This window comes from Streptomyces sp. NPDC107471, from assembly GCF_055582845.1.
Genome location: NZ_JBVJPC010000004.1, coordinates 712,595 through 736,707, shown reverse-complemented (window position 1 = coordinate 736,707; position 24,113 = coordinate 712,595). Strand labels below are relative to the sequence as shown.

The 24,113-nt window shown below is 72.6% G+C and carries 29 protein-coding genes; 9 read left to right on the top strand and 20 right to left on the bottom strand.

Translation table 11 applies throughout. The features are described from left to right. Positions 1 to 17 precede the first annotated feature (17 nt). The 3 genes from ACZ66S_RS17120 to ACZ66S_RS17110 form a co-directional block, all read right to left on the bottom strand. Positions 18 to 1,079, bottom strand: a complete 1,062-nt coding sequence (locus ACZ66S_RS17120) for an ATP-binding protein (RefSeq protein WP_469902327.1) — start codon at positions 1,077 to 1,079, stop codon at positions 18 to 20. A 177-nt stretch (positions 1,080 to 1,256) separates the two neighbouring features. Then, positions 1,257 to 3,341 (bottom strand): phage holin family protein, encoded by a 2,085-nt coding sequence (locus tag ACZ66S_RS17115; RefSeq protein ID WP_469902326.1) that lies wholly within the window; start codon positions 3,339 to 3,341, stop codon positions 1,257 to 1,259. 63 nt (positions 3,342 to 3,404) lie between these two features. Next, the gene (locus ACZ66S_RS17110) at positions 3,405 to 3,806 is read right to left on the bottom strand and encodes a hypothetical protein (protein ID WP_053853152.1); all 402 of its coding nucleotides are present in this window, start codon (positions 3,804 to 3,806) and stop codon (positions 3,405 to 3,407) included. An 83-nt stretch (positions 3,807 to 3,889) separates the two neighbouring features. On the opposite strand from ACZ66S_RS17110, the gene ACZ66S_RS17105 reads away from it, so the two are divergent. Continuing rightward, a complete protein-coding gene (locus tag ACZ66S_RS17105) occupies positions 3,890 to 4,663 on the top strand; it encodes an MBL fold metallo-hydrolase (RefSeq protein ID WP_469902325.1) in 774 nt (257 codons plus the stop codon). After that, positions 4,660 to 5,280 carry a DedA family protein gene (locus ACZ66S_RS17100; protein ID WP_469902324.1) on the top strand — a complete coding sequence of 207 codons (621 nt, stop codon included), beginning with the start codon at positions 4,660 to 4,662 and terminating at the stop codon, positions 5,278 to 5,280. Before ACZ66S_RS17105 ends, ACZ66S_RS17100 begins: the two co-directional genes overlap by 4 nt. A gap of 80 nt (positions 5,281 to 5,360) precedes the next feature. Here the strand turns inward: ACZ66S_RS17100 and ACZ66S_RS17095 are convergent, their stop codons facing one another. The 5 genes from ACZ66S_RS17095 to ACZ66S_RS17075 all read right to left on the bottom strand — a co-directional run bounded on the left by ACZ66S_RS17095 (position 5,361) and on the right by ACZ66S_RS17075 (position 10,052). Beyond that, on the bottom strand, positions 5,361 to 6,416 hold the full coding sequence (locus ACZ66S_RS17095) for an MBL fold metallo-hydrolase (protein ID WP_469902323.1): 1,056 nt from the start codon (positions 6,414 to 6,416) through the stop codon (positions 5,361 to 5,363). Beyond that, entirely contained in the window at positions 6,413 to 7,657 is a 1,245-nt protein-coding gene (locus tag ACZ66S_RS17090; RefSeq protein WP_469902322.1) for an aminotransferase class I/II-fold pyridoxal phosphate-dependent enzyme, read from the bottom strand. Before ACZ66S_RS17090 ends, ACZ66S_RS17095 begins: the two co-directional genes overlap by 4 nt. 139 nt (positions 7,658 to 7,796) lie before the next feature. Beyond that, positions 7,797 to 8,507: a hypothetical protein gene (locus ACZ66S_RS17085; protein WP_469902321.1), complete on the bottom strand. Its 711-nt coding sequence runs from the start codon at positions 8,505 to 8,507 to the stop codon at positions 7,797 to 7,799. Positions 8,508 to 8,715: 208 nt separating this feature from the next. Further along, entirely contained in the window at positions 8,716 to 9,513 is a 798-nt protein-coding gene (locus ACZ66S_RS17080) for an RNA polymerase sigma factor SigF (RefSeq protein WP_469902320.1), read from the bottom strand. Positions 9,514 to 9,887: 374 nt separating this feature from the next. Beyond that, on the bottom strand, positions 9,888 to 10,052 hold the full coding sequence (locus ACZ66S_RS17075) for a hypothetical protein (RefSeq protein WP_469902414.1): 165 nt from the start codon (positions 10,050 to 10,052) through the stop codon (positions 9,888 to 9,890). Positions 10,053 to 10,175: 123 nt separating this feature from the next. Between ACZ66S_RS17075 and ACZ66S_RS17070 the strand changes: the two genes are divergently transcribed. Genes ACZ66S_RS17070 through ACZ66S_RS17055 form a run of 4 tightly spaced genes read left to right on the top strand, consistent with a single transcriptional unit; the run spans position 10,176 to position 13,669 of the window. Beyond that, positions 10,176 to 10,562, top strand: coding sequence for a DUF2795 domain-containing protein (locus tag ACZ66S_RS17070; protein ID WP_469902319.1), 387 nt, complete (start codon positions 10,176 to 10,178; stop codon positions 10,560 to 10,562). Then, positions 10,559 to 10,993 (top strand): CBS domain-containing protein, encoded by a 435-nt coding sequence (locus ACZ66S_RS17065; protein ID WP_469902318.1) that lies wholly within the window; start codon positions 10,559 to 10,561, stop codon positions 10,991 to 10,993. The genes ACZ66S_RS17070 and ACZ66S_RS17065 overlap by 4 nt, the downstream gene beginning before the upstream one ends. 34 nt (positions 10,994 to 11,027) lie before the next feature. After that, positions 11,028 to 11,570, top strand: a complete 543-nt coding sequence (locus ACZ66S_RS17060) for a type 1 glutamine amidotransferase domain-containing protein (RefSeq protein WP_469902317.1) — start codon at positions 11,028 to 11,030, stop codon at positions 11,568 to 11,570. After that, positions 11,570 to 13,669 (top strand): catalase, encoded by a 2,100-nt coding sequence (locus ACZ66S_RS17055; RefSeq protein WP_469902316.1) that lies wholly within the window; start codon positions 11,570 to 11,572, stop codon positions 13,667 to 13,669. Before ACZ66S_RS17060 ends, ACZ66S_RS17055 begins: the two co-directional genes overlap by 1 nt. A 79-nt stretch (positions 13,670 to 13,748) precedes the next feature. Here the strand turns inward: ACZ66S_RS17055 and ACZ66S_RS17050 are convergent, their stop codons facing one another. Beyond that, positions 13,749 to 14,030 carry a DUF6158 family protein gene (locus tag ACZ66S_RS17050; protein ID WP_469902315.1) on the bottom strand — a complete coding sequence of 94 codons (282 nt, stop codon included), beginning with the start codon at positions 14,028 to 14,030 and terminating at the stop codon, positions 13,749 to 13,751. Between the two features lie 174 nt (positions 14,031 to 14,204). Continuing rightward, positions 14,205 to 15,827 carry an ABC-F family ATP-binding cassette domain-containing protein gene (locus tag ACZ66S_RS17045; protein ID WP_469902314.1) on the bottom strand — a complete coding sequence of 541 codons (1,623 nt, stop codon included), beginning with the start codon at positions 15,825 to 15,827 and terminating at the stop codon, positions 14,205 to 14,207. 178 nt (positions 15,828 to 16,005) lie between these two features. Between ACZ66S_RS17045 and ACZ66S_RS17040 the strand changes: the two genes are divergently transcribed. From ACZ66S_RS17040 to ACZ66S_RS17030, 3 genes are all read left to right on the top strand, one after another. Continuing rightward, positions 16,006 to 17,487, top strand: a complete 1,482-nt coding sequence (locus ACZ66S_RS17040; RefSeq protein ID WP_469902313.1) for a phosphatase PAP2 family protein — start codon at positions 16,006 to 16,008, stop codon at positions 17,485 to 17,487. A gap of 100 nt (positions 17,488 to 17,587) precedes the next feature. After that, positions 17,588 to 18,433 carry a class I SAM-dependent methyltransferase gene (locus ACZ66S_RS17035; RefSeq protein WP_469902312.1) on the top strand — a complete coding sequence of 282 codons (846 nt, stop codon included), beginning with the start codon at positions 17,588 to 17,590 and terminating at the stop codon, positions 18,431 to 18,433. A 42-nt stretch (positions 18,434 to 18,475) separates the two neighbouring features. Continuing rightward, the gene (locus ACZ66S_RS17030) at positions 18,476 to 18,646 is read left to right on the top strand and encodes a hypothetical protein (protein WP_037706477.1); all 171 of its coding nucleotides are present in this window, start codon (positions 18,476 to 18,478) and stop codon (positions 18,644 to 18,646) included. 38 nt (positions 18,647 to 18,684) lie between these two features. Here ACZ66S_RS17030 and ACZ66S_RS17025 read toward each other — a convergent pair whose 3' ends face one another. The 10 genes from ACZ66S_RS17025 to ACZ66S_RS16980 all read right to left on the bottom strand — a co-directional run bounded on the left by ACZ66S_RS17025 (position 18,685) and on the right by ACZ66S_RS16980 (position 24,070). Continuing rightward, the gene (locus tag ACZ66S_RS17025) at positions 18,685 to 18,969 is read right to left on the bottom strand and encodes a gas vesicle protein K (protein ID WP_053850365.1); all 285 of its coding nucleotides are present in this window, start codon (positions 18,967 to 18,969) and stop codon (positions 18,685 to 18,687) included. Next, positions 18,966 to 19,154 (bottom strand): gas vesicle protein, encoded by a 189-nt coding sequence (locus tag ACZ66S_RS17020; protein WP_007385868.1) that lies wholly within the window; start codon positions 19,152 to 19,154, stop codon positions 18,966 to 18,968. Before ACZ66S_RS17020 ends, ACZ66S_RS17025 begins: the two co-directional genes overlap by 4 nt. Then, on the bottom strand, positions 19,151 to 19,921 hold the full coding sequence (locus tag ACZ66S_RS17015) for a GvpL/GvpF family gas vesicle protein (RefSeq protein WP_469902311.1): 771 nt from the start codon (positions 19,919 to 19,921) through the stop codon (positions 19,151 to 19,153). Before ACZ66S_RS17015 ends, ACZ66S_RS17020 begins: the two co-directional genes overlap by 4 nt. Further along, positions 19,918 to 20,259, bottom strand: coding sequence for a gas vesicle protein (locus ACZ66S_RS17010; protein WP_469902310.1), 342 nt, complete (start codon positions 20,257 to 20,259; stop codon positions 19,918 to 19,920). Before ACZ66S_RS17010 ends, ACZ66S_RS17015 begins: the two co-directional genes overlap by 4 nt. Next, entirely contained in the window at positions 20,256 to 21,437 is a 1,182-nt protein-coding gene (locus ACZ66S_RS17005) for an SRPBCC family protein (RefSeq protein ID WP_469902309.1), read from the bottom strand. Before ACZ66S_RS17005 ends, ACZ66S_RS17010 begins: the two co-directional genes overlap by 4 nt. After that, a complete protein-coding gene (locus tag ACZ66S_RS17000) occupies positions 21,437 to 22,177 on the bottom strand; it encodes a DNA primase (RefSeq protein WP_469902308.1) in 741 nt (246 codons plus the stop codon). The genes ACZ66S_RS17005 and ACZ66S_RS17000 overlap by 1 nt, the downstream gene beginning before the upstream one ends. Continuing rightward, on the bottom strand, positions 22,174 to 22,437 hold the full coding sequence (locus ACZ66S_RS16995) for a gas vesicle protein GvpG (RefSeq protein ID WP_469902307.1): 264 nt from the start codon (positions 22,435 to 22,437) through the stop codon (positions 22,174 to 22,176). Before ACZ66S_RS16995 ends, ACZ66S_RS17000 begins: the two co-directional genes overlap by 4 nt. Positions 22,438 to 22,444: 7 nt before the next feature. Next, positions 22,445 to 23,215, bottom strand: coding sequence for a GvpL/GvpF family gas vesicle protein (locus ACZ66S_RS16990; protein WP_469902306.1), 771 nt, complete (start codon positions 23,213 to 23,215; stop codon positions 22,445 to 22,447). Next, positions 23,212 to 23,640 (bottom strand): gas vesicle structural protein GvpA, encoded by a 429-nt coding sequence (locus ACZ66S_RS16985; RefSeq protein ID WP_469902305.1) that lies wholly within the window; start codon positions 23,638 to 23,640, stop codon positions 23,212 to 23,214. The genes ACZ66S_RS16990 and ACZ66S_RS16985 overlap by 4 nt, the downstream gene beginning before the upstream one ends. Before the next feature lie 61 nt (positions 23,641 to 23,701). Continuing rightward, positions 23,702 to 24,070: a gas vesicle protein GvpO gene (locus tag ACZ66S_RS16980; RefSeq protein WP_469902304.1), complete on the bottom strand. Its 369-nt coding sequence runs from the start codon at positions 24,068 to 24,070 to the stop codon at positions 23,702 to 23,704. Between the last annotated feature and the right edge of the window lie 43 nt (positions 24,071 to 24,113).

The window sequence follows — 24,113 nt, the reverse complement described above, 5'->3', positions numbered from 1 at the left end:
CTTTTCGGGACCGCGGCTCACCGCCGCGCCTCCACGAGCCGCGGCATGTCCCGGGCGGCCTCGACGAGGAACCAGGACGGCAGAACGGGGTTCCCGTCGGCATCGGAGGCGATGACGGTCTGGGCGACCTCGACGGAGATCTCGGCGAGCTGGACCAGCAGCGACTTGGCGCGGTACGCGGTCTGCCGGCCGTTCGCCGACATGTGCTCCTTGCTGGCGGGGAGTTCCTTGACCAGGCGGCCGCGGAAGGACTCGGCGAGGTAGTAGAGCAGGTCGCGGTCGGCCGGTCCGTTCGGCCAGCGGGCGTCGCCCTTGATGATCGCCTCGATGCCGAACCGGCTGCGCACGATCTTGACGTAGCCGCAGAACGCGGTCGCGTGCCGGGGCGTCAGCGTGCCGTGCGCGAGGACCTTCAGGGTCTCCTCGTCGAGGTCCCGGCCGAAGGAGTGCAGCGCGTCGGAGAGCATGTGCCAGGAGCGGGGCGTGGAGAAGGGCTCCTCGGTCTTCGGCGGCTTGGACCACAGGTGGTCGGGCCGGTCGGTGAGGTGGTCGAGGATCCAGGGGTGGATGCCGTTCTCGGCGGCCCAGACCAGCCAGTCCTTCGCGGACGCCTCCAGGTGGACGTGGGTGAGGCGGTTGACGAGGGCGGAGGCGATGGGCCGGGCCAGCGCGTTGTCGGTGGCCCGGTTCCCGGCACCGATGACGATGGAGCCCTCGGGGAGTTCGTAGTCCCCGATGCGGCGGTCCAGGATCAGCGAGTAGAACGCCTTCTGCACGTCCGGGCCGGCCGCGTTCAGCTCGTCCAGGAACAGGCAGTACGGCTCGTCGCGGGCGATGGACTCCGGCGGGCAGAACACCGAGCGGCCGTCCCGGATCTGCGGCACCCCGATCAGGTCCTCGGGGGCGAGCTGCGTGCCGAGGAGACTCACGCACTCCAGGCCCAGCGAGGCGGCGAACTCCCTGACGAGGGAGGACTTTCCGATGCCGGGGGCGCCCCAGACGAACACCGGCCGCACGGTGGCGAGGCCGAGGAGGAGTTCGGGGATCCTGGAGGGCGAAACGGTGACGGCAGCCTGCAAAGCGGTGGCTCCTGGGAGTGTTCGAGAAGGGGGCGACTCGAACAGTGTCCGCGTCGAGCGGAACAGCCGCAGCCGATTTTCTCAGGGCGTCGGAACCCACCAGGGGCGCGGGGCTGTGTCGATGTGCGGCTCCGCCGCGTGGGCGCGACCAGCCCTCACCGGCCCGCAGTCCGGGAACTACGCGGCCTTCTCCTCGGACTTCTCCAACGGCACTTGAGGGCCCCCGGCCTCGTCGAGCCACCTCCGGAGCACCTTGTGCACCTGTTCGGCCCCGGCGAGTCCGTCCGGCGGCGCGGACAAGGCGAGCGGCGACAACAGGAAGGGCTTCCCCTGCGCCCCGCCCAGCCCGCCGTGCGACCCGATCTGCTCCTCGAAGGCCAGCACCTCCCCCTCCGCCGGGTCGTACCAGGAGTTGACCATGATGTCGGCGGTGTGCGGGAAGGAGTGCGTCCGCCGTACCGCCTCGACCGCGCCGGGTCCGAAGTCGGCCAGCGGCCCGGGGTCCTCGTCCAGCCGGTCCAGCGGGATCTCCGTGCCGAACGGGCCGAGCACCACCCCGCCGTGCGCCTCGCTGCGCACCAGGAGGAAGCCGATGCCGGGATGGTTGGCGAGGGTGGTCAGCAGGGCCGGGTGCCGGGCGTCCAGCTCCTCCTTGCTCATCCGGTGGTGCACGTCGGGGAAGGAGATCAGTCCGAGGTTGCCGGAGGCCAGCACGATCGGCTCCGAGCCGCGGGCGGGCCGGTGCTCCCCGCGTCCCTCCTTGCCGGGCCGGCGCAGCGCGGCCCGGACGGCGGCGCGGGCCTCGGCCCCGCTGTGGGTGCGCTCGGCCCTGCGCGGCACGGGCAGCCCGCAGCCGGCCCGGACCAGGTCGCCGAGGGTGAGTCCGTAGCGGGTGCGGAAGGTCTCGCCGGGGCTCTGGCCGTGGTCGGACAGGACGACGATCCGGTACGGGCGCGGGGCGTGCTCGGCGACGTTCTCGATCAGGGCGAGCGAGCGGTCCAGGCGTTGCAGGACCTTAGCGGCGTCGCGGCCGGCCGGCCCGGAGTGGTGGGCGACCTCGTCGTAGGCGACGAGGTCGGCGTAGACGGCGGTGCGGCCCGCGAGCATGTCGCCCATGACGGCGGCGACCACGACGTCGCGCTCGACGACGGTCGCGAAGGCGCGGACGAGCGGGTACAGGCCCCCGCGGCCCACCCGCGGGCGCTCCTTGCGGATCCGGGCGCGGGTCGACTGGCCGATCTCGCGGCCGACCTCGGCGAAGAAGGACAGGGCGGTGCGCACGGCGTTGGCGGGGTCGGAGAAGTAGGCGAAGTACCCGGCCCGGGATCGGGTCTCGCGGCTGCGGCGGCGGGTGGCGATGGACAGGACGAGGGCCTGTTCCTCGGCGCCGCCGGAGAAGAGGTTGCCGCGGCTGGCGCCGTCGACGGTGAGCAGTCCGCCGTGGCCCGCCTGCTGCACGGCCCGCTGCTGGAGTTCGACGGCGCTGGTCGGGCGGTTGCAGACCATCACCTCGCCGCGGTCCTTCTCGTACCAGCGGAACGCGGGGACGTCGTGGTTGCTGCCGTGCAGGATGCCGAGCTGGCTGGCGCCGGTCTGGCTGGACCAGTCGGTGCGCCAGGAGGTGAGGCGGTGGGTGGGGCGCACGGCCCGCCCGGGGGTGTCGTTGTGGCCCATCCAGCGGGCGACCGTGGGCATCAGGCCCCTGCCGACCGCGGCCAGCAGGATGTCGTGGCCGACGCCGTCGAGCTGGAGGAAGACCGTGCCGGGGGTGGCCGGGCCGACGGGGCCGCCTCGGCGCCTGCGGTCGGCGAGACGGTACAGGCGGCGCCGGTAGGCGTCGTCGTCGCGCACCGCGAGGGCACCGCCGGTGGCGGAGGCGACGGCGGACATCACGGCGGCGACCACGACCGCGGTCTCCGGGGCGGCGTCGCCGCGCTCGGCGGGGTTCAGGCGCAGCGCGAGCAGCAGCAGCGCCCCGTTGAGGAAGAAGACGAGGAGCCCGAGCACCAGCGTCGGCACGAGCAGGAAGAGCCGGACGAGCAGCGGCCACACGACGGCCGACAGCACACCGAAGGCACCGGCGCCGAACGCCGCCGTGACCGCGATCCGGGTCGCGCTGTCACCGGTCGGGGACTGGAGCCGGAAGTCCGGCAGGATGCCCGCCAGCACCAGCATCGTCAGGGTGGAGACGGCCCACACCGTGACGCTCCGCCCGACCTGACTGGCCGCCCGTCGCCAACGCCCCGCACCCACGCCCCGCACACCTCACGTCCCGGCCCGTCGTCGGTGCGGGCGCTGGGACCAGCGTGTCATACGGGCCGGACGTCAGCGTCCGTCGTACCCCGCGGTCGGCATCGACAGCCTGCGGTGCACCCTGGCCTTCATCTGGGCGTCGTAGTGGGGCTCCGCGAAGCCCACCGTCTCGACCCGGACCCCGCGGCGGGCGCACTCGGCGGTGAACTCCTCCACGGAGGACAGGGCGCTCGCGAGGACGCGGAAGCTGGGGGCCACGAAGAGGTCCCGGCCCGCCCGCACCCCGTCCCACAGCACGCAGTGGTCGGCGCGCAGGCCCCGCACCAGCAGTTCCCGCCGCACGGTGTACCCCCGCTCCGCGGCCCAGCGCGCGCACATGGCGTGCTGGCTGCGGGAGTCCACCAGGAAGGGATCGGCGTCCAGTTCCTCGAGCGGCGTCAGACTCGCGATCGCCGTGACGCGGAAGGCTCCCATGGTGTCCCCCTCACCTCCGGGTTTCGCCGCCGACCCTACTCCAGCCCGTAGGCTTCGGGGAGTCGCGCGAAGGAGGCAAAGAGGTGCCGGTGGAGATCACCTGGTGGGGCCACGCCACCTGCACGGTCACGGATTCGGACGTACGCGTGCTCACCGACCCTCTGTTCGCGCGCCGGCTCGCGCATCTGCGCCGGCGCCGCGGTGCGGTACCCCCGCCCGACGCCCGGCGCGCGGACGTGGTCCTGGTCTCCCATCTGCACGCCGACCATCTGCACGTTCCCTCGCTGGCGCGCCTGGAGCCGGGCACGCGCCTGCTCGTGCCCCGGGGCGCACCACGTCAGGTGCCGGGGCTGCGCCGGCTCACCCACCTGCGGGTGGACGAGGTGGCGCCCGGCGACGAGCGGCGCGTCGGCGACCTGCTGATACGCGCGGTCTCCGCGTGGCACGACGGGCGGCGGCTGCCGCTGGGACCGCACCGCTCCCCCGCGCTCGGCTACGTCGTCGAGGGCTCGGCGCGGACGTACTTCGCCGGGGACACCGGGCTGTTCGACGACATGGCCAAGGAGGTCGGGCCGGTCGACGTGGCGCTGCTGCCCGTCGGCGGATGGGGGCCCTATCTCGGGGAGGGGCACCTTGACGCGGGGCGCGCGGCCCAGGCGCTGGCCCGGCTGGGGCCGCGCAGTGCGGTGCCGGTGCACTACGGGACGTACTGGCCGATCGGGATGGACGCGGTGCGCCCGCATGAGTTCCACACGCCGGGCACGGAGTTCGTGCGACGGGCGGCGGAGCTCGCGCCCGAGGTGGACGTGCACCGGCTGGAGCACGGGGAGAGCGTGCGGCTGGGGGTCTCGCGGTGACGTGGCTCGCGGCCGCGACCACGGGGGCGACGCCCGGGGCCGCCGGTCAGGCGATCGGGTATCCGACGTTGTTCCTGCTGGTCTTCCTCGGCGCGCTGGTGCCGGTGGTGCCCACGGGCGCGCTGGTGAGCTCGGCGGCCGTCGTGGCGTTCCACCAGACGGCGCCCCTGTCCCTGCTGTTCGTGTTCGCCACGGCCTCCACGGCGGCCTTCCTCGGGGACATCGCCCTGTACTGGCTGGGGCGGCGCGGGATGAAGTCGAAGAACGGCTCGCGGTGGCTGGAGGCGCTCCGGTCCCGGGCGCCGGAGGAGCGGCTCGCGCAGGCGCAGGGCAAGTTGGCCGACCACGGGGTGGCCGTGCTCGTGCTGTCCCGGCTGGTGCCGGCCGGGCGGATTCCGGTGATGCTGGCCTGTCTGATGGCCGAGTGGCCGTTGCGGCGGTTCGTGCGAGGGAATCTGCCGGCCTGTCTGGCCTGGGCGGTGACGTACCAGCTCATTGGGATCCTGGGCGGATCGCTGTTCGAGGAGCCCTGGGAGGGCGTGCTCGCGGCGGTCGCGCTGACCGTGGCGATCAGCGTGGCGCCGAGTGCGTGGAAGCGGGTTCGGGCCGGGGGGTGAGGGTGCGAGGTGCGGCTGTCGCGGGGCCGGTCACGCACCCACGCGGCGGAGCCGCACCTCGGAAACTGTCCGCCGCGCCCCTAAGGGCGCTCCAGGACCCGTGAGGCCCCGATGGGCAGGTCCCACAGGTCCTCGCGATTGAGGCCCGCCTTCTCCCAGGCCTCCCGCACCCTTGTCAGCGGCTCCAGGACCGGCTCCGCCGACAGCACGAACGTGGCCCAGTGCATCGGCGCCATCCTCCTCGCGCCGAGGTCCTGGGCCGCCCGCACCGCCTCCTCCGGGTCGCAGTGCACGTCGCTGAGCCACCAGCGGGGGTCGTAGGCGCCGATGGGCAGCAGGGCGAGGTCGATGCCGGGGTAGCGCATGCCGATGCGGGCGAACCAGTGGCCGTAGCCGGTGTCGCCCGCGAAGTAGACGCGCCGGCCGTCCCGGGCGGTGAGGACCCAACCGCCCCACAGGGTGCGGCAGGTGTCGGTGAGGGAGCGCTTGGACCAGTGGTGGGCGGGGACGAAGTCGAAGCGGACGCCGTCCAGTTCGGCCGCCTCCCACCAGTCGAGCTCGGTCACCGCGGTGAAGCGGCGGCGGTGGAACCAGCGGGCCAGCCCGGCCGGGACGAAGACCGGGGTGTCGCGGGGCAGGCGGCGCAGGGTCGGGGCGTCCAGGTGGTCGTAGTGGTTGTGGCTGATGACGACCGCGTCGACGCGGGGCAGGGCGTCCCAGTCGATGCCGACCGGGGTGATGCGGGCCGGGGTGCCGAGGATGCGGCGGGACCAGACCGGGTCGGTGAGGACGGTCAGACCGCCGATCCGCACCACCCAACTGGCGTGCCCCGCCCAGGAGACGGCGACCGTGTCGGCGTCGACGGCGGGCACCGGGCCGGGCGCGTACGGCAGCCGCCGGATGTCGGCGAGACCCTCGGGCCCGGGGCGTACGGCACCCTCGCGGGCGAACCGGGCCATGGCCTTCAGGCCGGGCAGCGGGGCGGTCAGGCGGTCGTGGAAGGACTTCGGCCACGCTCTGCGCTCGCCCAGCGGGCGTGGTTCGGGAAGCGGCGGGGACGCGGGCGCGAGGGAGGACGGGGCCAGCGGCTCGTCGGCCACTCGCGTGCTGGTGGTCGACTCGGACTGTTGCGTCATCGAGGAGGCTCCCATCGCTGAGCGTCGTCGCGGAGGTCGTCGAGGACCGACTCCAGGGTGTTCAACGCGCGTTGCACATGTGGCAGTTCCAACGGCGTGGGTGACGTGAGGCATTCCGCGCGCTCCTCGTCGGAACCGCCGAGCAGGGGGCCGGTGGACAGCCGCACCCGCAGCGCGCCGAGGTCGTCGCCGAAGCGGTGGCCGCCGGGCGCGGGCATGCCGAGCCGGGCGGTGAGGAAGTCCTCCAGGTCCTGGGCGTCGCCGACGCCCCGCGCGACGAGCGCGGGCCGCAGCGGACCGAGGTCGGCGTAGAGGTGGCGGCCGGCCCGCGGGGGCCGGCAGAGCGCGCCCGCGCCGACGACCGCGGAGTGCGCGGCGGCGGCCACGCGCGCGTGGAGGTGTCCTACGGCGGCCCGGCGGGCGGTGACCGCTTCGGGCTCGGCGAGGGCGTGGGCGGCGGCCGCGGCGACGGGGGCGGCGATGTGGGCGCCGAGGGCGGTCAGGATGTCCAGCACGCGGGCGCGCAGACCGTCGCCGCTGCCGCCCGCCGGAAAGCGGGCGAAGGCGGCGGGCCAGCCGGTCGGGAGCAGGCTGCCGGCCAGGTCGGTGACGACGGTGACCCGCTCGGGCAGCATCTCGGCCGGGCTGAGCAGGACCGTCTCGCGCGGGGCGTGCACGGTGTCGCGCCAGGTCTCGTCGCTGACCAGGTGCAGGCCCTCGGCCGCGGCGGCCTCGACGGTCTCGTGCAGCACCTCGGGCGGGGCGACGGTGGCGGTGGGGTCGTCGGCGACGGACAGCACCAGCAGCCGGGGGTCGCCGCCCTCGGCGCGCACCCGGCGCACGGTCTCCAGGAGGGCGTACGGATCCGGGACGCCTCCGCACTCGGCCGGTGTCGCCACGTGGAAGACGGGCCTGCCCAACAGGCGTGCGTACGGCGCCCACCAGGCGGCACAGGGGCGGGGCACCAGGACGTCGCCGCCGAGCGCGGCGGTCAGGGCGAGCAGCAGGGCCGGGGCGCCGGGGGCGGCGGCCACGTGGTCGGGTTCGGCGGGCAGTCCGCGCCGGGCCGCGTAGCCGCAGGCGGCCTCCAGGAGGGGGGTGCCGCCGCCGACGGGTTCGGCGCGGGGGCGGGCGGCCGCGGCGGCGAGGACGGCGGTGAGCTCCGGCAGGACGGGCAGCCCGTCGTCGGGCAGTGGAGGGCCGTAGCGGACGGGGCCGTGGCCCTCCGGGTCGGTCCGCATGCTCACCTCCGCAAGGCGCTGTCCGCCGTCTCGTCTCCCCGCGCCGGGCGCGTTCCTCGCGCTCCGAGTACCCACCGGACGGTCTGCCCATGAGCGCCCGCACTGGTTGCGCCTGTCACACGAAGGTGAGGTTTGGTCCTCAGAGCTCCGCCGTCGGGGCCTTGCGGCGCAGTCGGTACACGGCACCGGCGGCCGCGCCCGCGATCAGCAGACCGCCCGCGACCAGGGCGGGCACGGAGTCGGTGAAGGAGCCGCCCTGTCCTGCCCGGACGGGGCTCTGGACGACCGCGGTGCCGCAGCTCTCGGTGCGCGGCTCGGGGTAGGTCCCGGTGCGCGGATCGGTGTACGTCTCGCTGCGCGGCTCGGCGTGCGTCTCGGTGCGCGGCGGCGGGCACGGGCGGTGGCTTGAGCCGGTGGCGGGGCCGCGGGTGACCGTGAAGGTGGCGGTCCAGGTCTTGCCCGGTGCGCGGTCCGAGGTCGGACAGGTGCCGTCGACGGTCCACGCGGAGTCCGTGCCGTCAGCGCCTGTACCCTCCTGGAGCTCCTGGTCGGCGGCGATCCGCGCGGTGCCGCTGTACGCGGGCCCGGAGACCTGGTCGTCGTCGCCGGGCACCAACTGGAGCCGTACGGTCGGCGACTCGAAGGCGTCGGAGGTGGCGTCGAGGGTGGCGGGCGGTGTCCCGGTGCCGGGATCGCAGGAGACCGACACGGTGACGCTGCCGCCCGGCTGGACACTGCTCGGGCTGACCTCCGCGGCCGGGTCCGCGAAGGCGCTCGGCGCGGCGCCCAGGGCGATCCCGAGTGCGGGCAGGACGACGGACAGGGCCCGGAGACGGGCGGTGCGGCGCATGGGGCGGACTCCTTCGGCCGACGGCTGCGGGGCCCGTCGTCGGGCGTCGGGGTCTCGACGACCGGGCCGGGGGCACGACGGTCGCACCCACGGCCATCACAGCCCGGCCCTGCCCGTCCCGCGCGCGGCCGGAGGCCATTGGCGGGACGGGCAGGGCCGAGTGGGTGACGCCGGTCTCCGCGGGCCCGGTCGCCGCGGCGCGCCCGTGTCAGCCGGCCGCGTCGCGCATGATCTGCTCGCGCATCCGTCCGCAGCAGCGGCTGATCAGCCGGGACACGTGCATCTGGGAGATGCCGAGCTGCTCGGCGATCCGGCTCTGGGTCATGTCGCCGAAGAAGCGCATGTAGAGGATGGCGCGTTCCCTCTCCGGGAGGGCGGCCAGCCGGGGCCTGACGGACTCGCGGTCGACGACCGTGTCCAGGGCCGGGTCGGCCGAGCCGAGGGCGTCGGCGAGCGAGTAGCCGTCCTGGCTGCCGGGCAGTTCGGCGTCGAGGGAGAGGGCCGTGAAGCTCTCCAGGGCCCCGAGGCCCACCAGGGCGTCCTCCTCGCTCATGTTCGCGTGCGCGGCGATCTCGGCGACCGTGGGCCGGCGTCCCGGGATGGTCTGGGCGAGGTCCTGGGAGGCGAAGCGGACGCGGTTGCGCAGGTCCTGGACCCGGCGCGGCACGTGCAGGGTCCACATGTGGTCGCGGAAGTGCCGCTTGATCTCGCCGGTGATGGTGGGCACGGCGTAGCTCTCGAAGGCGTTGCCGCGCTCGGGGTCGTAGCGGTCGACGGCCTTGACCAGGCCGAGGGCGGCGACCTGGCGCAGGTCGTCGTAGCTCTCGCCGCGGCTGCGGAAGCGGCCGGCGAGCCGGTGGGCCATGGGCAGCCAGGCCTCGACGACCTGTCCGCGCAGGGTGTCGCGCTCGGGTCCCGGGGGCAGTGCGGCAAGGCGGCGGAAGGCCTCGGCGGTGTCGGGGGCGTCGTCGTGCGGGTGGTGCTTCGCGCTCACTGGAGTGGGCATGTGCGTCGCAACTCCCTAGATCGTGCTCTGGTGGACGATCGGCGTGGGGAGCGCTTCCGGGTGCGGACAGGCGTGGCCGAGGCGGCCGATCGCCGCTCCCACGGAGGTGCCTCCGGTCCGAAGCACTGTGAGTGCGCCTGCCCCCGGCCCGGCGGGACAAACACCTCGAGTGGCCCGCAGGGTGTCCGGCGCGAGGTTCGCCTCCCCGGACCGGCCGTCCGGAGGACGTCGAGGCCGCCTGGTGGGCCGGGCTGAAGGCGGACGGCCCCGCCGTCCGGGTGTTCCGCACCGACCCCGCCGCACGCCACCTGAAAGCACGGTCACATCGGTCCTCCGGCGCGACCCCGACCGGGCGTCCTGGGTGAAGCAGGGCTTCAGGGCGAAGGTGCGGGAGTTCCCGCCGGGGCGGGCGAAGCAGCGGCCGGTTCGAGCCCGTCGCCCTCCGGCTCCGGCAGCATCAGTTCCTCGTACCTGCCCAGCGCGAGCAACGCGGCGAGCATGAGGATCGGTATGAGCGCGGCGAGGAGCACCATCGCCATGTCCTTCCCAAGGGAGGTGCGCGGGGGGTCGGAACCGGGTCTCCCGACTTCCGTCCGGCAAACCCTGTGTCGGCCCCCGGTGCACGGGTACGCGGTGCGGACCCCGAAGATCTGGAGGGAGACATGCAGCGAGGCAGCGACCGGTTGAGCCGCCACCGCGACGACGAGATGAAGCACGAACTCCAGGGTCTGCTCCGCTCCGGGCACCCCACCCGGACCGAGGAGTGGCACGACCCGGAGCCCACCGCCGACGACGATCCGCAGGTCTGGGGCGGGCCTGTGGCGCCGGGCAGCGCCGGGGCGTCGCTGGAGACCGTCCGGCTGGAGCTGGCCCGGCTCCTGGGCCGCAGCTCGTTCCCCGCCACCCCCGTGGAGCTGGGGCGGGCACTGCGCCGCAAGAACGCCCCGGACCCCCTGGCCGAGGCGGTGGAGGGCCTGCCGCGCAAGGAGACCTACGCCAATGTCCAGGAGCTCGCGCGGGCGCTGACCCGGACGGAGGGCACCCTGTGACGGCGGAGCTCGTCCGGGACGTGATGACACCCGGGGTGGTGGCCGTCCGCCCCGACGCCTCGCTGGTCGAGGCGGCGCGGCTGATGCGCGCGCAGGACATCGGCGATGTCGTGGTGGCCGACGGTCAGCACGTGGTGGGGATGCTCACCGACCGGGACATCACGGTCCGGGCGGTGGCCGACGGCGTGGACCCGCTGACGGTGAGCGCCCGGTCGGTGTGCACACCGGACCCGCTGACGGTCGCCCCCGGCGACCCGGTGACGCAGGCGGCCGCGCTGATGCGGGCCCACGCCGTGCGGCGGCTGCCGGTCGTCGAGGACGGCCTGCCCGTGGGCATGGTGAGCCTCGGCGACATCGCCGAGGCCCGCGACCCGGGGTCGGCGCTCGCCGACATCAGCCGCGCCGACCCGGACGACAGGCACTCCCTGTGACGAAAAGGCTTTTCAGGAAAGGACGTCGAATCTCATGCGCATCGCGTTTCTGACCGCACCCGAGGGCGTCGAGCAGGTCGAGCTCACCGATCCGTGGCAGGCCGCGGTGGACGCGGGGCACGAACCCGTGCTCGTCTCCACGGAGTCCGGCACGATCCAGGCGTTCAACCACCTCGACAAGGCGGACACCTTCCCCGTGCAGGAGGTCGTGGGCGAGACGTCCGCGGACTCCTTCGGCGGGCTGGTGCTGCCCGGCGGGGTCGCCAACCCCGACTTCCTGCGGACGGACGAGAAGGCGGTCGCGTTCGTACGGGACTTCTTCTCCCAGGGACGCCCGGTGGCCGCGATCTGTCACGCGCCGTGGACGCTCGTCGAGGCGGACGTCGTCCGTGGCCGGGTGCTCACCTCCTGGCCGAGTCTGCAGACGGACATCCGCAACGCGGGCGGCACCTGGGTGGACGAGCAGGTGAAGGTCTGCGACCACGGGAACAACAAGCTGGTCACCAGCCGCAAGCCGGACGACCTGAAGGCGTTCTGCGAGACCTTCCTGGACGTGTTCGCGAAGGAGGCCGCTTAGTGGACTCCCCCGACCCCAAGCAGCGTCAGCGCGAAGGCTTCCACGCCGACGACCCGACCGCCGGGCCGCTCACCACCGACCAGGGCGTCGAGGTCGACCACACCGACGACTCGCTCACCGCCGGTGAGCGCGGTCCGACGCTGATGGAGGACTTCCACTTCCGGGAGAAGCTGACCCGCTTCGACCACGAGCGGATCCCTGAACGGGTGGTGCACGCGCGGGGCGCGGGCGCCTACGGCTACTTCGAACCGTACGAGTCCTGCGCCGAGTTCACCCGTGCCGCCTTCCTCCAGGACCCGGCGGTGCGCACCCCGGTGTTCGTGCGGTTCTCGACCGTGCAGGGCCCCAAGGGCTCCGCGGACACCGTGCGGGACGTGCGCGGCTTCGCCACCAAGTTCTACACGTCCGAGGGGAACTACGACCTGGTCGGGAACAACTTCCCGGTCTTCTTCATCCAGGACGGCATCAAGTTCCCCGACTTCGTGCACGCGGTGAAGCCGGAGCCGCACAACGACATCCCCACCGGCGCCTCCGCGCACGACACCCTGTGGGACTTCGTGTCGCTCCAGCCGGAGACCCTGCACGCCATCATGTGGCTGATGTCGGACCGGGCGATCCCGCGCAGCTACCGCATGATGCAGGGCTTCGGCGTGCACACCTTCCGGTTCGTGAACGCCGAGGGACGCGGCACCTTCGTCAAGTTCCACTGGAAGCCGAAGCTCGGCGCGCACTCGCTGGTGTGGGACGAGGCGCAGGAGTGCCAGGGCCGTGACCCGGACTTCAACCGGCGCGACCTGTGGGACGCCATCGAGGCCGGCGAGTACCCGGAGTGGGAGCTCGGGGTGCAACTCGTGCCGGAGGAGGACGAGTTCGCCTTCGACTTCGATCTGCTCGACGCCACGAAGCTGATCCCGGAGGAGCGGGTGCCGGTGCGGCCGATCGGCCGGATGGTGCTCGACCGCAACCCGGAGAACTTCTTCGCCGAGACCGAGCAGGTCGCCTTCCACACCGCCAACCTGGTGCCGGGGATCGACTTCACCAACGACCCGCTGCTGCAGGCCCGCAACTTCTCCTACCTGGACACCCAGTTGATCCGGCTGGGCGGGCCGAACTTCTCGCAGCTCCCGGTGAACCGGCCGGTGGCGCCGGTGCGCAACAACCAGCGCGACGGCTACCACCAGAGCACCGTCCACCGGGGCACGAACTACTCCCCCAACTCACTGGGCGGTGGCTGCCCGGCCCACGCCGGGGTCGACGGCAAGGCGTTCACCCACTACACGGAACGCGTGGACGGGCACAAGATCCGCCGGCGCAGCCCGAGTTTCCAGGACCACCACAGCCAGCCGGCGCTGTTCTGGAACAGCATGGCCGACTGGGAGAAGCAGCACATCGTCGAGGCGTTCCGCTTCGAACTGGGCAAGGTGGGCGCCCGGACGGTACGGGCCCGCACGGTCGAGCAGCTCGCGAAGGTGGACGGCGAGCTGGCGGCCCAGGTGGCACGCGGTATCGGGGTCCCGGAACCGGCCGGGGGCGAGTCGGCGTACAAGCTGTCCTCCCCGGCGCTCAGCCTGGAGGCGCTGCGCGGTGACGGCTCCATCCGCACCCGGCAGATCGCGGTCCTCGTCACCGACGGGATCGACGCCGAGCAGGTGACCTCGGTGCGGGAGCGGTTGGCCGCCGAGGGCGCGATCGTGGAAGCGCTGGCCCCGGTGGACGGGGAGGTGCGGGGTGCCGACGGCGAGCTGTACACGGTGGACCGGGCGCTGCCGACGGTCGCCTCCGTGCTGTACGACGCCGTCCTGCTGCCCGGCGGTCCCGTGGGCACACCGCCCGCGGCCGCCGACCCGGACGCGATGCGTTTCGTGCGGGACGCCTACCGGCACGGCAAGCCGATCGGCGCGCTCGGCTCGGGCGTCGGGATCCTGTCGGCGCTGGAGCCGGAGGGGTTGCGCCTGTCCACGGAGTTCCACCACGTGGAGACCGACCGGGGCGTGGTGACGGAGACGTCTCCGGGTCCGGCAAGCGCGGAGTTCCTGGACGCGTTCGTGGCCGCGATCGCCGCGCACCGGCACCAGGACCGGCCGCCGGCGCGCCACTGAGCCCTTCGAGCACCTCACCGGCGGCCTGCTGATCAGGGGATCGGCAGGCCGCCCTCGGCTGTCCACGGGGTGCGCACGGTCAGTCCAGCGCCGGGGTCGCCGACTCCCCCGTCCCGCGCTCCCGCGCGCCCTCGCGCGTGCGGCCCGCGGCCACCGTCCGGCGCGGGTTGCGGCGCAGGTACTCGCCCTCGAGCCGGGCCATGCGCTCGTTGTGCGTGCTGAGCGCGTCGTTCGAGCCGTGGAGCAGGGTCTCGTGCCGGGTGCGGTGGATGGTCTCCAGCTCCTTCATGAGCTGCTGGTCGTCCAACTGGCTGGGGTCGACTCCGGTCATGGTGGTGGTCCGCTCGTCGTGTTCGTCCATGTGCCTCGGGTACCCGCGCCGCAGGCATTACCGCACCGCCCCCGAGCGGCATCCGGGAGGGAACCGTGGATCTCGCTCTCCTGCGTCCACTCTACGAACTTCCGGGCTCCCGGGCCTCCGCGCACCTCGACACCTCCCGCCACAGGTGCTGCGGGCGGGTCCGGGGGCCGGCGGTCACCGGGCCCGTTCGACGCGTCGTTCGTCCCACACCGGTTCCGGTGTCTCGCGCACCCGTCCGTCCGAGCCGAAGACCAGGTACCGGTCGAAGGACTTCGCGAACCAGCGGTCGTGGGTGACCGCGAGGACGGTGCCGTCGAAGGCCTCCAGGCCCTCCTGGAGGGCCTCCGCGGACTCCAGGTCGAGGTTGTCCGTGGGCTCGTCCAGGAGCAGCGCGGTGACGCCCTGGAGCTCCAGCAGGAGGATCTGGAAGCGGGCCTGCTGGCCTCCGGAGAGCCGGTCGAAGCTCTGCTCGGCCTGGCCGGTCAGCTCGTAGCGGCGCAGCCGGGACATCGCGGGGCCGCGGTCCTGGGCGTGCTCCTTCCAGAGGATGTCGAGGAGGGTGCGGCCGAGGAGCTCGGGGTGGGCGTGGGTCTGCGCGAAGTGGCCGGGCACGACCCGCGCCCCGAGCTTCCACTGCCCCGTGTGGGCGACGGTGGTGTCCCCCGCCAGCAGCCGCAGGAAGTGGGACTTGCCGGAGCCGTTGGAGCCGAGGACGGCGACCCGCTCGCCGTAGAAGACCTCCAGGTCGAAGGGCTTCATCAGGCCGGTCAGTTCGAGTCCCGCGCAGGTGACGGCTCGCACGCCGGTGCGGCCGCCCCGGAGGCGCATGGTGATGTCCTGCTCGCGCGGCGGCTCCGGCGGCGGGCCGGCCTCCTCGAACTTGCGCAGCCGGGTCTGGGCCGCCTGGTAGCGGGAGGACAGCTCGTGGCTGATGCTGGCCGCCTGCCGGAGGTTCAGCACCAGCTTCTTGAGCTGCGCGTGCTTCTCGTCCCAGCGCCGGCGCAGCTCCTCGAAGCGGGCGAAGCGTTCGCGCCGCGCCTCGTGGTAGGTGGCGAACCCGCCGCCGTGCACCCAGGCGTCCGCGCCGGTGGGCGAGGGCTCCACGGAGACGATCCTCTCGGCGGCCCGGGAGAGCAGTTCCCGGTCGTGGGAGACGAACAGGACGGTCTTGCGGGTCTCCGCGAGCCGCTCCTCCAGCCAGCGCTTGCCGGGCACGTCGAGGTAGTTGTCCGGCTCGTCGAGCAGCAGCACCTCGTCCGTGCCGCGCAGCAGCGCCTCCAGCACCAGCCGCTTCTGCTCACCGCCGGACAGGGTCCGCACCTGCCGGAACTGCGCCTTGTCGTAGGGCACCCCGAGCGCGGCCGTGGTGCACATGTCCCAGAGCGTCTCGGCCTCGTACCCGCGCACCTCGGCCCAGTCCGACAGGGCCTGCGCGTACTGGAGCTGGGCGGCCTCGTCGTCGACGGTCATGATCAGGTGCTCGGCCCGGTCGACGGCCTGCGCGGCCTCCCGGATCCGGGGCTGCGCGACCGACACCAGCAGGTCGCGTACGGTCGTCTCGTCCCGTACGGACCCCACGAACTGGCGCATCACACCCAGTCCGCCGCTCACGGTGACCGTCCCGCCGTGCGGCTTGAGCTCGCCGGAGATCAGCCGCAGCAGGGTGGTCTTGCCCGCGCCGTTGGGTCCGACGAGGGCCACGACGGCCCCTTCGCCCACCCGGAACGACACATCGCCGAGCAGCGCCCTCCCGTCGGGGAGGTAGTACTCGAGATGTGCGGCTTCCAGATGTCCCATGGGGCGCATTGTCGGTGCAGAGGCAAGACCCGGGCAAACTCATAAACCACCGGGCCGGGACCCACCCGGGGGGTGCGGGGCCGTACCGGTGTGCGGCTCCGCCGCGTGGCGCGATCAGCCGCACACACCCCGCACATGGCACCGACCAAGCGCCCCCACGGCGGGTACCCGCACTGTCATGAGCCCCGACGTCGATCTCAGCAGCCTCACAACCGGACGCCATCGCCTCCTCGCCCTGGACTCCCGTCTCTTCGCGTTCGCGGCCGCCCGGAACTGGCCCGCGGCCGAGCCGGTGCTGCCCCGGCTGAGCAGGAGCGCGAACCACGGGGTCCTCTGGTTCGCCACCGCCGCCGCGATGGCCGCGAGCCGCACCCCGCGCTCCCGCAGGGCCGCCGCCCGCGGTCTCGCCTCCCTGGCCCTGGCCTCCCTGACCGTCAACACCCTCGGCAAGCGCTCGGTGCGCCGCACCCGCCCCGGCCTGGACCCGGTCCCGCTGGTCCGGCGGCTCGAACGCCGGCCGATCACGACCTCGTTCCCCTCCGGCCATGCCGCGTCCGCGGCCGCCTTCGCGACCGGTGTGGCACTGGAGTCCCCGGCGTGGGGCGCGGCCGTCGGTCCGATCGCCTGGTCCGTCGCGCTGTCCCGGGTGTACACGGGCGTGCACTTCCCGAGCGACGTGCTGGCCGGCGCGGCCCTCGGCGCGGGCGCCGCGTTCGCCGTCCGGGGCCTGGTGCCGACCCGCGCCCAGATCGTGCCGCCGGCCCGGCCCCGCGCGGAGGTGCCCGCGCTGCCGGAGGGCGAGGGTCTGGTGATGGTGGCGAACACCGCCTCGGGGACCGCCGACCGGGTGCGCGCCCTGCACGACGGACTGCCGATGGCCGAGATCGTCGAGTGCGAACCGACCGATGTGCGGGCCGAGTTGGAGAAAGCCGCGGCCCGTGCCACGGTGCTCGGCGTGTGCGGCGGCGACGGCACGGTCAACGCGGCCGCCGAGATCGCCCTGCGGCACGGGGTGCCCCTCGCGGTGCTGCCGGGCGGCACCCTGAACCACTTCGCCTACGACCTCGGCGTGGAGGGGGCGCGCGATCTCACCCGGGCGGTCCGCCAGGGCGAGGCGGTGCGCGTCGACGTGGGCCGGTACGTCAGCGACGGCCGCGAGGGTGTCTTCGTCAACGGGTGCAGCCTGGGCGTGTATCCGGAGCTGGTGCGGGAACGGGAGCGCTGGTCGGGCCGGATCGGCGGCTGGCCGGCCGGGGTGCTCGGGGCGCTGCGGGTGCTGCGGGCCGACCGGCATCCGCTGGAGGCCGAGTTCCGGGGCCGGGCCCGGCCGCTGTGGCTGCTGTTCGTCGGCAACGGCACCTACCACCGGATGGGGCTCGCCCCGGGCCGCCGTACCGACCTCGCCGACGGCCGGTTCGACGTACGGCTGGTGCACGGTGGGCGCCGGCCCGCGCTGCGCCTGCTCGCCGCGGCCGTCGCGGGTCCGCTGACCCGCTCCCCCGCGCACGCGGCGGTCCAGGTGGGACGGCTGCGCCTCACGGGTGTCGAGCCGGGCACGCTCCTCGCCTACGACGGCGAGGTGACCGAGGTGCGGGGCGAGGTGACCCTGGAGAAGCTGCCCGAGGCGCTCACCGTGTACCGCCCGCTGCCCGGGAACTGATCACCCGTCAGTCCACATCGCAATACAGGGGTCTCACCATTCGACATGCGGGCGTACCGTTCTGCGTACCGACGGACCTGTCGAGAAGGGGAGCCCCGTGATGCGGACATCGCCGGAGACACAGCAGGAGAAGCCGCGGGAGACCGCGGTCTACACGCACGGCCACCACGAGTCCGTGCTGCGTTCGCACACCTGGCGCACCGCCGCCAACTCGGCCGCCTACCTGCTCGGTTCGCTGAAGCCCCACATGCGGATCCTGGACATCGGCTGCGGGCCGGGCACGATCACCGCCGACCTCGCCGCCCTGGTCCCGGACGGACACGTCACCGGCGTCGACCACGCGCCCGGCGTCCTGGAGCAGGCCCGGGAGACGGCCGCCGCGCGGGATCTGGCCAACGTCGACTTCGCGGTCGCCGACGTGCACGCGCTGGACTTCCCGGACGACACCTTCTGCGTGGTCCACGCCCATCAGGTGCTCCAGCACGTCGGCGACCCGGTGCGGGCCCTGCGCGAGATGGTGCGGGTGACCAGGCCGGGCGGGATCGTCGCGGTGCGCGACTCGGACTACGCGGCCATGACCTGGTATCCCGAGTCGGCGGGGCTGGACGACTGGCTCGACCTGTACCGCCGGGTGGCCCGGGCCAACGGCGGGGAGCCGGACGCCGGCCGGCGGCTGAAGTCCTGGGCGCTGCGGGCCGGGCTGACGGACATCACCGCGACCTCCGGCACCTGGACCTACTCCACCGCCGAGGAGCGGGAGTGGTGGAGCGGGCTGTGGGCGGACCGCACGCTGGCCTCGGCGTACGCGGAACGGGCCGTCGAGGGCGGCCACGCCACCCCGGAGGACCTGCGGGCGGTCTCGGCCGCCTGGCGGGAGTGGGGCCGGCAGGACGACGGGTGGTTCTGTGTGCTGCACGGAGAAATCCTGTGCCGGAAAGGCGCCTGAATCTTCGCATTCCGGATACCCGGGCAGAAGGAGGTTCACATCATGGTTGCCATTCTGCTGGTACTGCTTCTGGTGCTGATTCTTTTCGGCGCCGGATTCGCGGTGAAAATTCTGTGGTGGATCGCACTGGCCGTGCTGGTGCTGTGGCTCCTGGGGTTCCTGATGCGCGGGACGACGTCGTCCGGAGGCAGGGGTCGTTGGTACAGGTGGTGAGGTGACGTTCCCCGGTCGTTCCCGACGTCGTCCCGGCGTCACTCCCGGGGAAGCAGCGGTCCCAGCGGCCCGAGGTCCAGGTTCAGGTCCTCGGGCCGCAGTCCGTACCGCTCGCGCAGTTCGGTCATCCGCTCGTCGAGGAGCATCAGCGTGAGCCCGATCCGCTCCTCCTGCTCCTCGCTCAGGTCGCCCTCGTCGAACCGGCGCAGCGCCTGGCGCTCCATGAGCTGCCGCAGCAGCTCCACGACGGTCAGGACGAGCTTGACCAGGTCCCGCTCGACCGTGTCGGGCTCCAGGTCCAGCCGGTTGCGTCGGGCGGTCACAGCAACTCCTCCCACGGTGAGGGAACCTGGGCGTTGACCGAGCTGATCAGCGCGTTCAGGTCGATGCGGACGAGGTCGACGTCCGCGATGCGCAGGGTGATGTCCCCGGTGATGACGACCCCGCCGGCCAGCAGCCGGTCGAGCAGGTCGACGAGGGCCACCTCGCGGCGTTCTATGACGGTCACGGCTGCTGTTCCTCCCCCGCGAAGGAATACGCCGCCCAGGGCCCGGTGAGTTCCACCCGCATTCCCGGGACGTCGTCCTTGGTGCGGTCCACCAGTTCCACGAATTCCTCGGAGTCGCCGCGCGGCACGAGATAAGCGGCATTCAGAATGTTCTGCCCCGAGGCCCCGGAGAGCGCGGGGTTCTGCGGTGCGTGCAGTCGCGCGTCCTCGGCGTATCCGGACAGCGTTTCGTGCAGCCGGGTCGCGAACGCCTCCGCCTGCTGCCACATCTCCTCGTGCGACCGCACCCGCTGACGGCGCCGGCGCAGGTAGTCCCGGCCCGAGACCGGCTTCTCCGGCGACTCCGCGGGCTCCGCCCGGTCCTGGGCCGCCGTCTCGGCGTACACCTTGACGCCCCACTCCACCCGGTCCTGGAGCCGGTCGAGGGTGCGCCGGAAGCCGTCCTCGCGTTCCTCGATCATCACCCGGACCCCGCTGTCGTCACGGAACACGGTGCCGAGCCGGAGCGGCAGCGGGGTGGTGACGACGGTGAGCGCGTCGATCACGCTCTGATGCGCGCGCACCGTCCCGGTCAGCCACTCCAGGTCCTCCAGATGCCGGCGGAGCGGCTCCTCGGCGAAGTCCCGCTCCGGTACGTGGCTCACCACGGCCACCAGGCCGTGGTGGTGCAGCAGTCTGGGCGGATCTCCGGCGACCCCGGCCAGTTGGGCCTGCAACGGGGTGCCGAAGGGGCGGCAGACGGCGTACACGTACCGCAGTCCGGTCATGAACTCTCCTCCTCCTCGGCACGGCGGCTGGGCTCCAGCTCCTCCAGACGCGCGAGCCGTTCGCGCAACTCGCTGTTCTCCCGGGCGAGTTCGTCGCGGCGGGCGCGGGAGGACAACGCGGGGTCGTCCTCCCACCAGTCGATCCCCATCTCCTTGGCCTTGTCGACCGAGGCGACGATGAGCCGCAGCTTGATGGTCAGCAGCTCGATGTCGAGCAGGTTGATGCGGATGTCGCCAGCGATGACGATGCCCTTGTCCAGCACACGCTCCAGGATGTCGGCCAGGTTGGCGCCGCTCCCCTGGCCGTACGGGTCCGGGAGCCGGCTGGGCATGCTCATCGTCGGCTCCCGCCCTCGGCGTACTCCTCTTCCTCTTCTTCCTCTTCCTCGGGCACGTCCTCCTCGGACATCTCTTCCTCGTCCTCGGGAACCTCGTCCTCGGGGACTTCGTCCTCGGGAGCCTCGTCCTCGGGCTCCTCCTCGTCGTACTCCTCGTACTCGTCCTCGGCGTCCTCGGGCTCGCCCTCCTCCTCGGGCTCCTCCTCGGCCTCGTCCTCGGTCTCGTCCTCGGCGTACGGGCCTTCCTGCTCGTCCTCTTCCTCGGCGCCCTCGGTGTCCTCGGCGCTCTCGGCCTCTTCCTCCTCGGCCACCGCGTCCTCGTGGCTCTTGACGACCTCGCCGTCCTCGATCTCGCCGCGCCAGCCGTCCTCCGCCTCTCCCTTGAGGGTGATGAAGCGGGCGAAGTGCTTGAGGTCGAGCCGGGCCCGGCGGCCCTGGGCGCGCCAGATGTTGCCGGTCTTCTCGAACAGGCCCGAGGGGTAGTACTCGATCACCAGCAGGACGCGGGTGAGGTTGTCGGCGAGCTTGTGGAAGGAGACGACGCCCTTGGTCGTGCCCTTGGCGCCCTCCGACGTCCAGCGGATCCGGTCGTCCGGAATCTGGTCGGTGGTGGTCGCCTTCCAGCTACGGTTCGACCAGAAGATCTTCATCTGCCAGTCGGTGTGGGTGTCGTCGGCGCGGTTCGCGCTCTTGACGCCCTTCGCGAAGGTGGAGAAGTCCTGGTACTGCGTCCACTGGTTGTAGGCCGTGCGCAGATCGACGCCGACATCGATGAACTCGATGATCACCGTGGGCTTCTGCCCCGCGCCGCCCTTGCGCTTGCCCTTGCCACCGCCGCCGAGGTTCTTGAAGGCGCCGACCACGCTGTCCTTGGCGCGACCCGCTCCGAGCTCCAGGGCGCTGCGCAGCGGCCCCTTGCCCTGGGCCAGCTTGCGGCCGCCGTCGAGGGCGAGCTTGGCGAAGCCCGGGCTGTTGCCCTCGGCGATGTCGTTCAGCTTGCCGGTGGTCTCGCCCAGCTTGCGCCCGACACCGACCAGCATGCGCTGGGCCTGTGCGGCGACGTACTCCTGCAGCTCGGCCTTGAGCCGGTCGGCCGCCTCGCTGTGGGCCACCTCGGTGAGCGGGTTGTTCTTGCCCTTGTCGGCGGCGTCGCGGGCGGATCCGAGTGTCTCGGTCATCACTCACCGCCTCCCTTCGGCTGTCGGGACCGGGTGCTCCGGCCGGCCCCCCTGGCCGCGGTCGTCTTCTTGGCGGCCGTCTTCTTCGCCGTCGTCTTCCTGGCCGCGGTCTTCTTGGCCGCCGAGCGGCCCTGGCCCTGCGCCGCCTTCTTCGCGGGCGGCTTGCGGCCCGGCTCCTTCTTGGCGGCCGTCTTCTTGGCCGGGGCCTTCCTGGCCGGGGCCTTCTTGGCGGTCTTCTTCGCCGCCGGGGCCTCGTCCTGCTCGTCCTCGTCGTCCTCGGCCTCGTCGCCCTCGGCGCCGTCGTCCTCGTCCGCGGGCTCCTCGTCGGCCTCGGCCTCCGTCCCAGTCTCCTCCTCCTCGGGCGCCTCGTCCTCTTCGGACTCCTCGTCCTCGTCGTCGGAGAGACCCGGCACCTCGGGCGCCACGCCCGAGAGCTGGTCACGGACCTGGGCGGTGCGTCCGTGCAGCCGGTCGGCGATGGCGTCGATCTGCCGCTCCACCATGGCACCGGAGGCCGCCTTGCCGACGCCTCGCAGGTCCTGGCGGAGCGTGTCGCCTATCTCCTTGAACTGCGGGTTCTTCAGCAGTTGCTGGGAGACCAGGTCAGCCAGCGCCTTCGGGCTCAGGTGCATCTTCTTGCCGGCCACCACCGAGCCCACGGCGAAAGCCAGTTTCAGTTTCTTCGTACGTCCGAGGACGTATCCGGCCCCTACGGCGAGGCCCAGTCCCACTCGGTTCATCTCGTCGTCCCGTCGCCAGTCCCCGCGCCACCGCGCAGGCCGATCTCCAGTCGTTCGAGGAGCTCGTCCTCCTGTCGGTCGAATTCCTCCTCGTCGAGCTCGCCCGCCTCAAGTCGCTCCTCGAGCCGGGCGAGCTCGGCCCGGACCGTCGCCGGGTCGTAGTAGAGGCGCTCCGCCTCGTGCAGCACCTGCCTGATCACCCAGCCGCTCCCGCGTACCGGGGCGAACGGCAGCAGCAGCACCTCTCCGATGAGACCCACCGCCGGCTCACTCCTCCGCGTGGTCGATGCCGACCGTGGTGCCCGCGGGCTCGCCCGGACCCGGTTCGACGAAGCTGTACGGCGGCAGCGGGCCGTTGACCCGCAGGTCGAGGTGGGGATGGGCCTTGCGCAGCTCGTCCACCGCGTCCAGGAAGGACGCCGCCGAGTCGCGCTCCACGAGGAACGACACGTTGGCCAGCCAGCCCGAGGACTCGGGGCCCACGCTGATCGCGTCGGCCACCGGCTCCAGGGCACTCCGCACCTCGCCGGCGTCCTCGGCCTCACGCGCCTTGACCGCGGCCACGACCATCTCGCCGAGCCGCAGACGGTCCTCGTAACTGCCGCCGCCCGCCTGCCGGTTGGCCTCGGTCATGGACCGCAGGTCGGGGTTGTCGGACATCACGCGGTGCAGGACGGCCTCTTCGTCGTGCGTGGCCTTGACGTTGTACTCGACCTTGCCGTCGAGGGTCCGCAGGCGCTCCTGGTAGTGCTCGGAGCGCTCCGCGAGCACCCCGGTGACGGTCCCGTCGTCGGGGGCCACGCTGCCGAACCGCATGGGCAGGATGCAGCCGTCCGCGCCCGCCTCGCTCAGCACGTTCTGGTGGGCGAGGAGGTCACGGCGCTTGGGCCGCAGCCCTTCGGGGGCGTCGCTGACGATGGCCGCCAGCTCGCCCTCCTTCAGCACCCGCACCGGCATCGCGGGCTCACCGACGCCTGCCAGGTCCTCCGGCAGCGCGGGGTGGGAAGCGGCGGTGATGCCGTACACGTACGTGCTCACTCCTGTTCCTCCTTCCTGCGCGAAGCGGTGGACTTACGGGTACGCGGCCTGGACTCGCTCTGGCCGTCGCCCTCGCGTGCCTGCTTGAAGGCGTCGGAGATGGTTTCCGCGGCGCCGGACAGCGCGCCCTTGGACTTGCCGCGGGCACCGGACTCGGTCATCTCGCCGACCAGATCGGGCAGACCGGGGTTCTTGCGCGGGCCGGCCTCCAGGTCCAGCCGGTTGCACGCTTCGGCGAAGCGCAGATACGTGTCGACGCTGGCCACCACGACCCGTACGTCGATCTTGAGAATTTCGATGCCGACCAGGGAGACCCGTACGAACGCGTCGATGACGAGACCCCTGTCGAGGACCAGTTCCAGAACGTCGTAGAGGCCGCTGGAGCCGCCTCCGCCACCGCCCTGTTGTGCCGGGACAACGGTCATGTCGACCGCGCCTCCTTTTCTGTGTGCTGGTGAACGAATGTCTGTGCTGCGGAGCGGCGGTCTAGCGGCCGCCCTGCCTTTGTGCGTCCGCGCGCCCGCGTTCGTAACGACGAACGCGCCGATAGCCGGTGAGCTGTCCTTCCGGGTCGAGTTCGACCTGGTAACTGGCCATCAGGCTCATCGTGTCGGGCACGCGGGACAGCTCGAGAACCTCGATCTCGAGAGACCAGCCGTCCTCCGTCTGTTCGAAGGACGACACGTTCTCGGCGACCATGCCGGTCAGCTCGGCGAGCTGGGTGCGCGCGTTGCGCAGCACCTCCATCGGGTTCGGCCGCCGGTTCTCCGCCACGTTCTCTTCCGTGTCCTCTTCTGTCCCTTTGCGGGAGTTCTGTGAATTCGGTGATTCGGATGAGTTTTTTGTGTTCGACATGGCACCTCTCACCTCGGGTGGCCGCTCGTTCCTTCGCCAAACC